The sequence below is a fragment of the Streptomyces sp. CG4 genome (assembly GCF_041080655.1).
Lineage (GTDB): Bacteria > Actinomycetota > Actinomycetes > Streptomycetales > Streptomycetaceae > Streptomyces.
Genome location: NZ_CP163525.1, coordinates 9,674,515 through 9,690,297, shown reverse-complemented (window position 1 = coordinate 9,690,297; position 15,783 = coordinate 9,674,515). Strand labels below are relative to the sequence as shown.

1 protein-coding gene is annotated in these 15,783 nt (G+C 74.6%); it reads right to left on the bottom strand.

What is annotated here, in order from left to right:
• Positions 1-15 precede the first annotated feature (15 nt).
• Entirely contained in the window at positions 16-15,741 is a 15,726-nt protein-coding gene (locus AB5L52_RS44295; protein ID WP_369369077.1) for a type I polyketide synthase, read from the bottom strand.
• Between the last annotated feature and the right edge of the window lie 42 nt (positions 15,742-15,783).

Sequence of the window (15,783 nt, the reverse complement as noted above, 5' to 3'; positions counted from 1 at the left end):
GGGTCGTCCTGCCGGTCATGAGATGCCGAGGTCGTTGTCGATGAGGGCGAAGATCTCCTCGGCACCGGCGGACTCGATCCGGTCCTGGAGGTCCCCGTCCCCGTCGGCGTCGTCCGGCCGCTCTCCCGCCGGTTCGCCCTGGCCGTTCCAGCGGGCGGCGAGCGCGAGCAGGCGGGAGGCGATCCGGCCGCGCTGCGCGTCGTCCTCGGCGAGCCCGGTCAGGGCGGCCTCCAGCTGGTCGAGGGCGTCCAGTGCGGGCGCGCCGCCGCCCTCCGTGACGGTCAACGACCGCAGGTGGCGGGCGAGGACACGCGGGGTGGGCTGGTCGAACAGGAGCGTGGCAGGCAACTGGAGCCCGGCCGCCACCCCGAGCCGGTTGCGCAGTTCCACCGCCATCAGCGAGTCGAAGCCGAGTTCGTTGAAGGCGCGGTCCGCGTCGACCGCGTCGGCGGAGCCGTGCCCGAGCACGGTGGCGACATGGCCGCGGACCAGCTGGATCAACAGCCGCTCCTGTTCGGCCTCGCCCAGCCCGGCGAGCCGGGTGCGCAGCGCACCGCCCGCCTCCTCGGCGTCACCGTCCTGCGCCGCGGCCTGCCGCAACAGCGCCTGGACTTCGGGCAGTTCGGCAAGCAGCGGAGCGGGCCGTACGGCGGTGAAGCCGGGCACGAAGCGGTCCCAGGCCAGTTCGGCGACGGTCAGACCGGCGTCCGTTCGGGCCACCGCCCGGTCGAGGGCGGCGAGGGCCGCGTCCGGGTCGAGCGGTACGACACCGCCGCCTCGCAGCCGTGCCTCGGCCTCGGGACCGGCGGCCGCCATCCCGCCGCCGGCCCACGGGCCCCAGGCCACGGAGGTGGCGGGCAGTCCCTCGGCGCGGCGCCGGGCGGCGAGCGCGTCGAGGTAGGCGTTGGCGGCGGCGTAGTTGCCCTGGCCCGCCGAGCCGACCGTGCCGGCGAACGAGGAGAACAGGACGAACGCCGACAGTTCACGGTCCCGGGTGAGCCGGTCGAGGTTGCGGGCGGCGGCCAGCTTCGGCCGCAGCACCGCCTCCAGACGCTCGGGGGTCAGCGACGCCAGCAGTCCGTCGTCCAGCACGCCGGCGGCGTGCACCACGGCGTCGACGGGGTGCTCGGCCAGCAGCGCGGCCAGGGCGTCGGTGTCGGCGGTGTCGCAGGCGGCCACTGTCACCTCCGCGCCCAGAGTGGCGAGTTCGGTCCGCAGGGCCTCGACGCCCTCGGCGTCCGGGCCGCGGCGGCCGACCAGCACCAGGTGCCGGGCGCCGCGCTCGGCGAGCCGGCGGGCGACCCGGGCGCCGAGCGCACCGGTGCCGCCGGTGACCAGCACGGTCTCGCCCGCGCAGTTCCACTCGGCTGTCCCGGCCCCGGACGGCCTGGCGTGCACCAGGCGGCGGGCGAAGACCCCGGCGGCCCGTACGGCGGTCTGGTCCTCTCCCGTGGCGCCGGACAGCAGTGCCGCGAGGCGTTCGGCACTGCGGCCGTCGAGTTCGGCGGGGAGGTCGACGAGACCGCCCCAGCGCTGCGGCTGTTCGAGCGCGGCGACCCGGCCGAGGCCCCAGGCGGCGGCCTGCGCCGGGGAGGTGACGCTCTCCCGTTCGGTGGCGGCGACCGCGCCGATGGTGGCGCACCACAGCGGGGCGCCGATCTCCAGGTCGCCGAGCGCCTGGGTCAGGGCGAGCAGCGCCGCCAGACCGGCCGGGGTGGCCGGGCGGTCCGCGGTGGCCGTGGGCTCCTCGTCGAGCGCCAGCAGTGACAACACGCCCTGCACAGTGTCCCGTTCGGGCAGCTTGCGCAGTTGCTCGCCGAGCGCGGCCCGGTCGGTGAGAGCGCAGTCCACGACGAGCGGCACGACGTGCGCGCCGTGCGCGGTCAGGCCCTCGACGAGCGTGTCCGTCCAGGGATCGTCGGCCCGGGACGCGGGCAGCACCAGCAGCCAGAGGCCCGACAGCACCGGCGACGGGCCGTCCGGCACCGGACGCCAGGCCACCGTGTAGGCCGAGGAGTCGACTGCGGCACGCTCACGGCGGCGGCGCCGCCAGGAGGACAGCGCGGGCAGCAGTTCGCTCAGCGGGGTGTCGTCGCCGAGGTCGGGGCGCTCGGTCAGCTCGCCGAGGTCGCCGCGCTCGACGGCGGCCCAGAACTCGTCGTCGACGTGGTCGCCGCCTCCCGGCACGTCGGCCCCTGCGGGCCTGGCCGCCTCCAGCCAGTAGCGGCTGCGCTGGAAGGCGTACGTCGGCAGCTCCACCGTACGGGCCGGGCCGGTCAGCCCGGTCGGCGCGGCGGCGAGCCCGCGCACGTGCAGGGCCGCGGCGGCCAGCAGGGCGGCGACCGGCTCCGGTCGGCCCCGGCGCAGCACGGGTACGGCGACGGGGGGCTCGGCCGGCCGATCCGGTCCGTGGTCCGCGGTCTGCTCCAGGGTGTCGAGGGTCATCGCGGTCAGCGAGCCGTCCGGGCCCAGTTCCACGAAGGTGCCGACGCCGTCCTCCTGAAGGCGGCGTACGCCGTCGGCGAAGCGCACGGTCTGCCGCACGTGCCGTACCCAGTGTTCGGGCGAGGTCAGTTCGGCCTCCGTGGCCCGGTTCCCCGTCACGTTGGAGACGATCGGGATCGCGGGCGCCGCGTACCGCACGCCGCGCGCGACCTCTTCGAACTCCGCAAGCATCGCGTCCATATGCGCCGAGTGAAACGCATGGCTGACCCGCAAACGCCTAGTCTTTCGGCCCAGCGCGGCGAAATGCCCGGCGATGTCCGAGACGGCGTCCTCGTCACCGGAGACCACCACCGCGGCGGGCCCGTTGACAGCGGCGACGCCGGCCCTCTCGTTCAGCAGGGGCAGCACCTCGTCCTCGGACGCCTGTACGGCGGCCATCGCACCGCCCTCGGGCAGCGCCTCCATCAGCCGGCCACGGGCGGCGACCAGCGCGCACGCGTCCGGGAGCGACAGCACACCGGAGACGTGCGCGGCGGACAGTTCGCCGATGGAGTGTCCCATCAGCGCGTCCGGCGCCACCCCCCACGCGCGCACCAGCTCGTACAGCGCCACGTGCACGGCGAACAGCGCGGGCTGGGTGTAGGCGGTACGGTCCAGCAGCCCGGCCCGCTCCGTGCCCTCCTCGGCCAGTACGACATCGGCCAGCGGCACGTCGAGGTGCGGCCCGAAGGCGTCGCAGACACGGCGGAAGGCATCGGCGTACACCGGGAACCGGTCGAGGAGATCCCGGCCCATACCGGGCCGCTGCGAGCCCTGCCCGCTGAACAGGAACGCCGTACGGCCGAACGGCCCGGTACGGCCCCGCACCACGGCGGCGGCGTCCTCACCACGCCCGAGCGCGGCCAGCCCGGCCAGGAGTTCTTCCCGGTCCTCGGCGACCACCACGGCCCGGTGTTCGAACAGCGCGCGACCTGTGGCCAGCGAGTGCGCCACATCGGCGGGCGCCGACTCGGGACGCAGGGTCAACCGGGCGCGCAGCCGTTCGGCCTGCCCGTGCAGAGCAGCGGCCGATCGTCCGCTCAGCGGCCAGGCGACCGGCCCCGCGGCCTGCGGCTCCACGGCGGTCTGGTCGTCGGGGCCCTCCTCCAGGACGACATGGGCGTTGGTACCGCTGATGCCGAACGACGACACCGCCGCGCGGCGCGGCCGTCCCGCCCGCGGCCAGGGCTCCGCCTCGGCCAGCAGCTCGATCCGGCCCGCCGTCCAGTCGACATGGGTGGTCGGCCGGTTGACATGCAGGGTGCGTGGCAGCATCCCGTGCCGCATCGCCAGCACCGTCTTGATGACGCCGGCGACACCGGCGGCTGCCTGCGTGTGCCCGATGTTGGACTTCACCGAACCCAGCCACAGCGGCCGTTCACGGCCTTGTCCGTAGGTGGCGAGCAGCGCCTGCGCCTCGATCGGGTCGCCCAGTTTGGTGCCGGTGCCGTGCGCCTCCACCGCGTCCACGTCGGCCGGAGTGAGCCCGCCCGCCGTCAGCGCGGCGCGGATGACCCGCTGCTGCGAGGGTCCGTTGGGGGCGGTCAGGCCGTTGCTGGCGCCGTCGGAGTTGACGGCGCTGCCCCGGACCACGGCGAGCACCGGGTGTCCGTTGCGGCGGGCGTCGGAGAGCCGCTCCAGCAGCAGGATGCCCGCACCCTCGCCCCAGCCCGTGCCGTCGGCGTCGTCGGAGAAGGCCTTGCACCGGTTGTCACCGGCGAGACCGCCCTGCCGGTCGAACTCGGCGAACGCGCCCGGCGTCGCCATCACCGTCACACCGCCGGCCAGCGCCAGATCGCACTCACCCGACCGCAGCGACTGCGCCGCCCAGTGCAGTGCCACGAGCGAGGACGAGCAGGCGGTGTCCACGGTGACCGCCGGCCCCTCCAGGCCCAGCACATAGGCGACCCGGCCGGAGGCCACGCTCGCGGCGTGCCCGGTCAGCAGCTGACCCTGCGCGTCCTCGGGCACGGCGTGCGCCGCCGAGCCGTAGCCCTGGTAGTTGGTGCCGACGAACACCCCGGTACGGGAGCCGTGCAGGCCGCGCGGGTCGATCGCGGCCCGCTCCAGCGCCTCCCAGGAGATCTCCAGCAGCAGCCGCTGCTGCGGATCCATCGCGAGGGCCTCACGGGGCGAGATCCCGAAGAAGTCCGCGTCGAAGTCGGCGGCGTCGTAGAGGAATCCGCCCTCCACCCCGTCCACCTGCCAGCCGCGGTCCGCGGGCGGCGCGCCGATCGCGTCCACGCCGTCGGCGAGCAGCCGCCAGAACTCCTCCGGACCGCGCACACCGCCGGGGAACCGGCAGCCGATCGCCACGATCGCGATCCGCGCGTCGTCGCCGGCCTCTTCCGGGCTACGGACGGCCCGGAGCTCTTCGGTACCGGTCGCGAGCCCGGCGGTGTCGAGGAGTTCGGCGCCGATGTGCCGGGCGAGCGCCTGCGGCGACGGATAGTCGAACACCAGGGTCGCCGGCAGCCGCAGTCCGGTCGCCGCGTTGAGGCGGTTGCGCAGCTCCACGGCGGTCAGCGAGTCGATGCCGAGGCCGCGGAAGTCCCGGCCGGCCTCCACGGTGTCCGGGCTCGCGTGTCCCAGGACCAGCGCGGTCTGGTTGCGTACGAGGTCCAGGACGGCCGTCTCCCGCTCGGCCTGCGCAAGCGCCGCGAGCCGGGCCCGGAAGCCATCCCCCGCACCGCCGCCGTCGGCCACCGACGCCGTGCGCCTGGCCGGGGTGACGGCGAGGCCGCGCAGCATGGCGGGCAGCGCTGCGACGGCCTGCCGGTCGCGCAGCACACGACGGTCGAGCGCGATGGGGACGAGGATCGGCTCGGTCCGCCGCAGCGCCGCATCCATGGCACCGAGGCCCTGCTCCGCGGCGAGCGGCAGCATGCCGCCGCGTGCCATGCGCCGCAGGTCCGCCTCGGTCAGCTCGGCGGTCATGCCGGCGCCGGGCGCCCACGGACCCCAGGCCAGCGCGGTCGCCGGCAGGCCGGAGGAGCGACGAGTGCCGGCGAAGGCGTCCAGGAAGGCGTTGGCGGCCGCGTAGTTGGCCTGCCCCGCGCCACCGAACGTACCGGCGACGGAGGAGAAGACCACGAACGCGGACAGGTCCGCGTCGCGGGTCAGCTCGTGCAGGTGCTCCACGGCGTCCGCCTTCGGCCGCAGCACCCGCGATACGCGCTCCGGAGTGAGGGAAGAGACCACACCGTCGTCCAGCACACCGGCCGTGTGCACCACGGCCGTCAGCGGGTGATCGGTGGGCACTGCGTCCAGCAGGGTGGCGAGTTGACCGCGGTCGGCGGCATCCACCGCCGAGACCTCGACCACTGCACCCAACTGGGTAAGTTCTGCGGCGAGTTCGCGCGCACCGGGGGCTTCGAGACCGCGACGGCTGGCCAGCAGCAGGTGTCGTATCCCGTGCTCGGCGACCAGGTGGCGGGCCACCAGCGCACCCAGACCACCCGTACCACCGGTCACCAGCACCGTCCCGCCCGGATCCAGCGCGGTCGGAACGGTCAGGACCACCTTGCCCACATGCCGGGCCTGCGACAGATACCGGAAGGCTTCAGGTGCGCGCCGCACATCCCAGCAGGTCACCGGAAGGGGCTTGAGCACTCCCGCCTCGAACAGCGCCACCAGCTCGGCCAGCATCTGCCCGATCCGCTCCGGACCGGCATCCCACAGATCGAACGCCCGATACGTCACCCCAGGGTGGTCGGCGGCCACGGTCTCCGCATCCCGGATGTCGGTCTTGCCCATCTCCAGGAACCGGCCACCGCCCGGCAGCAACCGCAACGACGCGTCCACGAACTCACCCGCGAGCGAGTCCAGCACGACATCCATGCCACGACCACCGGTCGCCGCAAGGAAAGCCGCCTCGAACTCCGTATCGCGAGAGCTGGCTATATGCGCATCGTCCAGACCGAGCTCGCGCAGTGCGTCCCACTTGCCGACACTCGCCGTACCGAACACCTCGGCACCCACATGCCCCGCCAACTGTACGGCCGCCATACCCACGCCACCGGCAGCCGCATGCACCAGCACCGACTCACCGGACTGCACGCCACCCAGATCGGTCAGCGCGTAGTACGCCGTCAGGAACACGATCGGCACCGAGGCTGCCTGAGCGAACGACCAACCCGCCGGGACCCGCGCCACCGTCCGCGCATCTGCCACCGCCACCGGCCCGAACGCACCCGGGAACAGGCCCATCACACGGTCGCCGACGGCCAGCCCGGTCACACCCGGACCGACCTCGGTCACCACACCCGCACCTTCCAGACCGAAGTCCTTCGCGTCACCGGGATACATACCGAGCGCGTTCAGCACATCACGGAAGTTGACACCGGCCGCGCGTACGGCGACACGGACGTGCCCTTCCGGCAACTCGGCTTCCGCCTCCGGAGCCGGTGTGAGGGCCAACCCCTCCAGCGTGCCCTTCTCCACGATGTCCAGACGCCACGCGATCTCGCCCGACTCCCCCGTCGGTACGGCGAGTTCGGAGTCAGAGGTCGTACGGGCAAGCTGCGGGACGAGGGCGACGCCTCCGCGTAGGGCGACCTCCGCCTCACCGGAGGCCAGCGCGGCCCCGACCCCGGCCCAGGATTCCTCCGTACCGTCCACGTCCAGCAGCGCGAACCGCCCCGGGTTCTCCGCACGAGCCGCCCGCACCAGACCCCACACCGCCGCCAGAGCCGGATCCGAAGCCCTGTCGCCGAGCGCGACCGCCCCTTCGGTGACGATCACCAGACGGGCGCCCTCGAAGCGCTCCTCCGCCAGCCAGGCACGCACCAGTTCGAGCGCGTTCGCCGTGGCCGTGTGAGCCGCCGGGGCCAGGTCGCCGGGCTGGGCTCGGACACACACCAGCGCATCGGCTCCGGCCTCGACCCCGCTCGTCGGCAGAGACGTGGGCAGGGCCGACGGTGTCGCGTACGCCACGCCGTCGGTCGCCGTGTCGAGCTGGAGTGGTGTCCAGTCGACCCGGTGCAGCAGCTCGGCATGACCGGTTGTCGCCGTGTCGGTGGGCGGCGCCGTCAACGGGCGCAGCGTGAGCGACTCGACGGTGGCGACGGGTGCGCCGGAGGCGTCGGCGAGGTCGAGGGCGACCGCGCCGGAGCCGGTGACACGCAAACGGGCGTGGAGGCGGGACGCGCCGGTCGCGTGGAGGGTGACACCCGCCCATGAGAACGGCAGGCCCGGGCCGGACGCGTCGTTGCCGTCCGTGGTCGTCGGGGCCAGGCCGAGGGCGTGCAGGACCGAGTCCAGCAGGGCCGGGTGGACGCCGTAGCGGCGGGCGTCCGGGGCGGACTCGTCGGGCAGGGCCGCCTCGGCGAAGAGGTCGTCGCCGTGCTGCCGGACGGAGGTCAGCCCGCGGAACAACGGCCCGTAGGACAGGCCGGTGTCGGCCAGTCGCTCGTAGAGGGTGTCCGTGGGCGCCTCGGCCGCGTCGGCGGGCGGTCGCATGCACGCTTCCGTGGCCGGCGCGACGGCCTCGGGCAGGAGGGTTCCGCTCGCGTGACGGGTCCACGGCTCGTCATCGAGGTGGTCCGTGTCAAAGCCGCCGGCGGTCCGGGAGTGGATGCCGAGTTCGCGGCGGCCGGTGGAGTCCGGGGCGCCGACGGTGACCTGGAGCTGGACGGCTCCCTGGTCGGGCAGCACCAGGGGGGTCTGCAGGGTGAGTTCCTCGACCTGGCCGCAGCCGACGTGGTCCGCCGCATGGAGGGCGAGCTCCAGGAAGGCGGTGCCGGGCAGCAGGATCGAGCCGGAGACGACGTGTTCCGCCAGCCACGGCTGGAGCTGGACGGAGAGCCGTCCGGTGAAGACCGCGGCCCCGCTGTCCGCGAGGGTGACGGCGGCGCCGAGCAGCGGGTGACCGGCGGCAAAGAGACCTGCCGAGCGGAGGTCACCCAGGTGGGCGCCGGTCGTACGCGGCCAGTAACGGCCGTGCTGGAAGGCGTAGGTGGGCAGCTCGACGGGGCGCCCGGCGGGGAAGAACGTGGGCCAGTCGACTTCGGCGCCGTGTACGAAGAGGGTCGCGGTCGCCGCCAGCAGCGTCCGCGGCTCCGGACGATCCGGGCGCAGGGACGGGACCGCCACCGGTTCGCCGTCGGTGAGCGAGGCGTGGGCCAGCGCGGTGAGGGTGCCGTCCGGTCCCAGCTCCAGGAACCGGGTGACGCCCTCCGCCTCCAGAGCGCGTACGGCGTCGGCGAAGCGGACCGTCCGGCGGACGTGGCGGACCCAGTACTCCGGGGAGCACAGTTCCTCGGCGGTGGCGGTCTCACCCGTCAGCGTGGAGACGAGGGGCAGGTGCGGTCGGTCGTACGACAGTCCCTCCGCCACCGTGCGGAATTCGGCCAGCATCGGCTCCATCAGCGGGGAGTGGAAGGCGTGGCTCACCCGCAGGGCGGTGACCTTGCGGTCCTGGGCGCGGAAGTGCGCCGCGATCTCCTCCACCGCTTCGGACGCTCCCGCGACGACCACGGCCCGGGGGCCGTTGACGGCGGCGATGCCCACCCGGTCGCCGAGCAGGGGGAGGACCTCGTCCTCGGTGGCCTGCAGCGCCACCATCGCGCCGCCCGCGGGGAGTGCCTGCATCAACCGGCCACGGGCCGCCACCAGTCGGCAGGCGTCGGCCAGCGGCCACACGCCGGCCACGTGCGCGGCCGCGATCTCACCGATCGAGTGCCCGGCGAGCACGTCCGGGCGCACACCCCACGACTCCAGGAGCCGGAACAGGGCGACTTCCAGGGCGAAGAGTGCGGGCTGGGTGAACTCGGTGCGGCCGAGCAGCTCGGTGTCGTCCCCGAACGCCACCTCACGCAGCGGGCGTGGCAGTTCCGCGTCCAGATGCGCGCAGGCGGCGTCGAAGGCATCGGCGAACACCGGGTACGTCTCGTACAGTTCCCGGCCCGTACCGAGGCGTTGGGAACCCTGCCCCGCGAAGAGAAACGCCGTGCGGCCCTCGGCCGGGGCGCGGCCGGTGACGACGGTGGGGCCGGGCTCGTCCATGACCAGGGACGCGAGGGCGGACAGCAGTTCCTCGCGGTCGGCGCCCAGCACGACGGCCCGGTGTTCGAACGTCGTGCGGGTGGTGGCCAGGGAGAGGCCCAGTTCTGCGGCGGTGAGACCGGGCTGGGCGTCGGCGTGGGCGAGGAGCCGTTCGGCCTGCTCGCGCCGGGCGTTCTCGGAGGCGCCCGAGATCACCCAGGGCAGCGCACCGCCGGTCCCAGTGCCGGTTTCCGCAACAGCCGTGGGCTCGGTGTCCCGCGGCTGCTCGACGATCACGTGCGCGTTGGTGCCGGAGACACCGAACGCGGAGATTCCCGCGCGGCGCGGCCGGTCGGTGCCGGGCCACCCCGTGCTCTCAGTGAGCAGTTCCACGGCACCCGCGGTCCAGTCGACGTGCGTGCTGGGGACCTCGGCGTGCAGGGTGGGCGGCAGCACGCCGTGCCGCATGGCCAGCACCATCTTGATGACACCGGCGACCCCGGCGGCGGCCTGACTGTGCCCGATGTTGGACTTCAACGAGCCCAGCCACAGGGGCTGTTCACGGTCCTGGCCGTAGGTGGCGAGGAGTGCCTGTGCCTCGATCGGGTCGCCCAGCGTCGTACCGGTGCCGTGCGCCTCCACCGCGTCCACATCGGCCGGTGCCAGCCCGGCGTCGGCCAGTGCGGCGCGGATGACCCGCTGCTGGGCGGGCCCGTTGGGGGCGGTCAGGCCGTTGCTGGCGCCGTCCTGGTTGACGGCGGAACCGGCCACGACGGCGAGCACCGGATGTCCGTAGCGGCGCGCGTCGGAGAGCCGCTCCACGACGAGGACACCCACGCCCTCCGCCCAGCCGGTGCCGTCGGCGTCGTCGGAGAACGCCTTGCACCGCCCGTCCGCCGCCAGACCGCGCTGGCGGCTGAACTCCAGGAAGGCGCCGGGTGTCGACATGACGGTGACGCCGCCGGCCAGGGCCAGGTCGCACTCGCCCGCCCGCAGCGCCTGCACGGCGAGGTGGAGTGCGACCAACGAGGAGGAGCAGGCGGTGTCGACGGTGAGGGTCGGACCTTCGAGGCCGAGGACGTAGGCGATACGCCCGGAGACCACGGCGGCGGCGTTGCCGGTACCGAGGTAGCCGTCGCCCGCGTCGGGCGTGCTGAGCAGCAGCGCGGGATAGTCCTGTCCGTTGGAGCCCATGAACACGCCGGTACGGCTGCCGCGCAGGCTGCCCGGGGAGATGGCGGCGCGCTCCAGCGCCTCCCAGGAGGTCTCCAGGAGCAGCCGCTGCTGCGGGTCCATGGCGACGGCCTCGCGGGGCGAGATGCCGAAGAACGCCGGGTCGAAGTCGCCGACACCGGTGAGGAAGCCGCCGTGCCGGGCGTAACTGGTGCCGGGGCGGCCGGGCTCGGGGTGGTAGAGGGCGTCGATGTCCCAGCCGCGGTCGGTGGGGAACTCGGCGACGGCGTCCCGTGCCCCGGCCACCAGGTCCCACAGCTCGTCGGGGCCCGTCACGTCGCCGGGCAGGCGGCAGCCCATGCCGACGATGACGATGGGGTCGTCGACCGCTCGGTCCCTGCGCCCCGCGCCGTTCGCGGTGTCGGTCCGGCCGGTCGCAGGGCCGCTGTCGGGCTCGTCGAACAGCAGGCCGTGCACGAAGGTGGCGAGGTCGACGGGGGTGGGGCGGTCGAAGACCAGTGTGGCGGGCAGCGCGAGGCCGGTCTCCGTGGTCAGGCGGTTGCGCAGTTCGACGGCGGTGAGGGAGTCGAAGCCCGAGTCGCGGAAGGCGCGCCGGGTCTCCAGCAGCCCGGCGTCGGTGTGTCCGAGAACGGCGGCGGCGTGGGTGCGGATCAACTCCAGGAGTGCGCGAGTGCGTTCGGCGGCCGGGCGGCCCGCGAGGCGTTCGCGCAGTGCCGCACCCGCTCCGGCGTCGCCCGCTCGGGCCTGTCCGTCGGTCAGCGCGTTCCGCGCCTCGGGCAGATCGTTGAGCAGGGGGCTGGGGCGGGTGCTGGTGAAGCCGGGGGTGAACCGGGACCAGTCGACGTCGGCGACGACCTGCCCGGTGACGTCCTGCTGCAGGACACGGCGCAGCGCGGCCAGGGCGGTGCCGGGGTCGAGGGCGGCGAGGCCGCGGCGGCGCAGGTACTCCTCTGCCCCGTCCTCGGCGGCCATGCCGCCCTGGCCCCACGGTCCCCAGGCGACGGAGGTGGCGGTGGCGCCGCGGGCGCGCCGTTGTTCGGCCAGGCCGTCGAGGTAGGCGTTGGCGGCGGCGTAGGCGGTCTGGCCTCCGCTGCCCCACACCCCGGCGATGGAGGAGAACAGCACGAACGCGTCCAGCGGCCGGTCGCCCTGGGCGCGCAGCACGGCGTCGAGGTGGGCCGCGCCGTACGCCTTGGCGGCGAGGACCGAACGCAGACGGTCGGCGTCCAGGTCGGGCAGCGGCAGCGAGTCGGTGACGCCCGCCGCGTGGACCACGGCGTCGACGGTGTGGCGGGCGAGCAGCCGCTCGACGGCCGCACGGTCGGCGACGTCGCACGCCTCGACGCTCACGCGGGCGCCGAGCGCGGTGAGTTCGGCGCTCAGCTCGGTCGCGCCGGGGGCGTCGGGGCCTCGGCGGCCCGTCAGCACGAGGTGCTCCGCGCCCTGCTCGGCGGCCCAGCGGGCGACGTGGGCGCCGAGCGCGCCGGTGCCGCCGGTGATCAGCACGGTGCCGCGGGGCTGCCAGCCGCTCACGGCGGTCTGCGGCGCGACCGGGTCGTCGGCACGCAGCAGGCGTCGTACGAAGACACCGGACGCGCGCACGGCGATCTGGTCCTCGTCGCCGGTCGCGGCCAGCACCGCGGCGAGCCGTCCCGCGGCACGCCGGTCGACGGTCCTCGGCAGGTCGACGAGGCCACCCCACCGGTCGGACAGCTCCAGCGCGGCCACCCGGCCCAGGCCCCACTGTGCGGCCTGCGCCGGGTCGGGGGCGGCGTCGGAGCGTGCGGTGGCCACCGCGCCCCGTGTGGCCAGCCACAGCGGGGCGGTCACCTGGGCGTCGCCGAGCGCCTGCACGAGCCGTACGGTGCGGAGCAGGACGTCCGCCGGGGACGGGTCGGCGTCGGGGGCAAGGTCCTCGTCGGCGGGCAGGGCGAGGACGCCCGCGAGGGTGCCGGTGTCGGCGAGGCGGGCGGCCAGCGCGGCGCGCTCCTCGTCGGGGGCGTACTCCCACGGCACCGGTTCGGCGCCGCGCGCGGCCAGCGCCTCGGTCACCGTACGGGCCAGGGTGTGGCCGGCCGTGCCGGAGGGGACGACGACGAGCCAGCGGCCGGTGAGCGGGTTGTCGGCGGCCGGGTCGACGGGCTGCCAGCCGATCCGGTAGCGCAGCCGGTCCACCCGGCCGAGCTCGCGCCGTCCGCGCCGCCACGACGACAGGGCGGGTACGAGGGGGCGGACGAGCCCCTCGTCGACGTCCAGGGTGTCGGCGAGGGCGGTGATGTCCTCGTCCTCGACGGCCGTCCAGAAGCCCGCGTCCCCGCCATCGGTTTCCGTGGTCGGCGCCATGCCGGGCGGGGTCGGCTCCAGCCAGTACCGTTCGCGGCGGAACGCGTACGTCGGCAGTTCCACGGTCTGCGCGCCGGTGCCCGCGAAGACGGCGCGCCAGTCGACGGGCGCGCCGTGGGCGAAGGCGCCCGCGACCGCGGCCATCAGCGCGGCGGGCTCGCTCCGGTCCTTGCGCAGGGTGGGCACGGCCGGCGGCCCGTCGCCGTCCAGGCAGCCCTGGGCGAGGGCGGTGAGGGTGCCGTCGGGTCCCAGTTCGACGAAGCGGGCGACCCGGCGCTTTTCCAGCAGCCGTATCCCGTCGGCGAACCGGACGGGCTCGCGGACGTGCCGGACCCAGTAGGCGGGCGAGCACAGGTCGGCGGGGCGGGCGGTGTCGCCGGTGACGTCGGAGACGATCGTCAGCCGGGGCGGGTGGTAGGTGGCGCTCTCGGCGACCGCGCGGAACTCCCGGAGCATGGGCTCCATCAGCGGCGAGTGGAAGGCGTGGCTGACCCGCAGGGCCGTGACCTTGCGGTCCTGTGCGCGGAAGTGCGCGGCCACCTCCTCCACGGCGTCGGCGGCACCGGAGATCACCACCGCGCGGGGGCCGTTGACGGCGGCGATGCCGACCCGGTCGTTCAGCAGGGGCGACACCTCCTCCTCGGTCGCCTGGAGCGCGGCCATGGCGCCGCCCTCCGGGAGCGCCTGCATCAGGCGGCCGCGCGCCACCACCAGCCGGCAGGCGTCCGCGAGGGACCACACCCCGGCGACATGGGCGGCGGCCAGCTCGCCGACGGAGTGGCCCAGCAGGAACTTCGGGGTGAGGCCCCACGCCTCCAGGAGCCGGAAGAGGGCGACTTCGAGCGCGAAGAGGGCGGGCTGGGCGTATTCGGTGCGATTCAGCCGTTCCGCGTCATCGCCGAAGACGATCTCCCGCAGACTGAACGGCAGTTCGGCGTCCACCGCGTCGAAGGCCTCGGCGAAGGCGGGGTACGTCTCGTACAACTCCCGGCCCATACCGAGCCGTTGGGATCCCTGACCGGCGAACAGGAAGGCCGTGGCACCCCGCACGGTACGGCCGTGTACGGTCGCGGGGCCCGGGGCGCCCTCGGCGAGCGATGCCAGTTCCCGTACGGCGGTCTCGTGGTCCGGGGCGAGGACCGTCGCCCGGTGCTCCAGGGCGGCCCGGGTGGTGGCGAGCGCGTGGCCGACGTCCAGCGGACGGGGCGGCTCGCCCTCCTGCCGCAGGCGGGCCAGCAGCCGCGCGGCCTGTGCCCGCAGCGCCTCCTCACTGCGCGCGGACACCGGCCACGGCACGACGGGGAGCGTCCGCGGCGGGGCGGCCGGCACCTCGGCGGCGTCGGCGGGTTCGGCCGGTTCGGGCGCCGGGGCCTGCTCGATGACGACGTGCGCGTTGGTGCCGCTGATGCCGAACGAGGACACTCCGGCGCGACGCGGCCGGTCCGCCTCGGGCCAGTCCACCGGCTCGGTGAGCAGCCGTACCGCCCCCGCCGACCAGTCGACGTGCCGGGACGGCTCGGAGACGTGCAGGGTGCGCGGCAGCACCCCGTGCCGCATCGCCTCGACCATCTTGATGATGCTGCCGACGCCGGCGGCCGACTGGGTGTGCCCGATGTTCGACTTCAACGAGCCCAGCCACAGGGGCTGTTCACGTTCCTGGCCGTAGGTGGCGAGCAGGGCCTGCGCCTCGATGGGGTCACCGAGCGAGGTGCCGGTACCGTGCGCGTCGACCGCGTCCACGTCGGCGGGAGCCAGGCCCGCGTTGGCGAGGGCGGCGCGGATGACCCGCTGCTGCGAGGGGCCGTTGGGGGCGGTCAGGCCGTTGGACGCGCCGTCGGAGTTGATCGCCGTGCCACGGACCACGGCCAGCACCGGGTGGCCCAGACGGCGGGCGTCGGACAGCCGCTCCACCAGCAGCATGCCGGCACCCTCGGCCCAGCCGGTGCCATCGGCGTCGTCGGAGAACGCCTTGCACCGGCCGTCGGCGGCCAGCCCGCGCTGCCGGCTGAACTCGTAGAACATCGCCGGGGTGGCCATCACCGCCACACCGCCCGCGAGCGCCATGTCGCACTCGCCGCGGCGCAGCGCCTGGCACGCCCAGTGCAGGGCGACCAGCGAGGAGGAGCAGGCCGTGTCGACGGTGACGGTGGGCCCTTCGAGGCCGAGCGTGTAGGCGATGCGACCGGAGGCGACCGAGGTCGCGTTGCCCGCCAGCAGCAGGCCCTGCACGCCCTCGGGGAACTCGCTCACACCGGCGCCGTAACCGGAGGTCGCCGCGCCGACGAAGACGCCGGTGCTGGTACCGCGCACCGCGCCGGGGTCGATCCCCGCCCGCTCGAACGCCTCCCAGGAGATCTCCAGCAGCAGCCGCTGCTGGGGGTCCATCGCCAGCGCCTCGCGCGGCGAGATCCCGAAGAAGTCCGCGTCGAACCGGGACGCCTCGTGCAGGAAGCCGCCGCCGAGCGCGTAGAAGGTGCCGGGGTGGTCGGGGTCGGGGTCGTAGCCCGCCTCGACATCCCAGCCGCGGTCGGCGGGGAACCCGGAGATGGCGTCCCCGCCCTCGTCGACGAGCCGCCACAGTTCCTCCGGGCTGTCCACACCGCCCGGATAGCGGCAGCTCATCGCCACGATCGCGATCGGTTCCCGGTCGCGCGTCTCCACCTCGCGCAGCTGCCGGCGCGTCTGCCGCAGCTCGGCGGTCAACCTCTTGAGGTACTCGACGTACTTGTCGTCCATCTTTTCGCTCTTGTCGCTTTCAGCCACCAACGTCACATCCCT

Coding starts and splice junctions, on each gene's coding strand:
- AB5L52_RS44295 (WP_369369077.1), bottom strand. CDS start 15,741: ATGGACGACAAGTACGTCGAGTACCTCAAGAGGTTGACCGCCGAGCTG.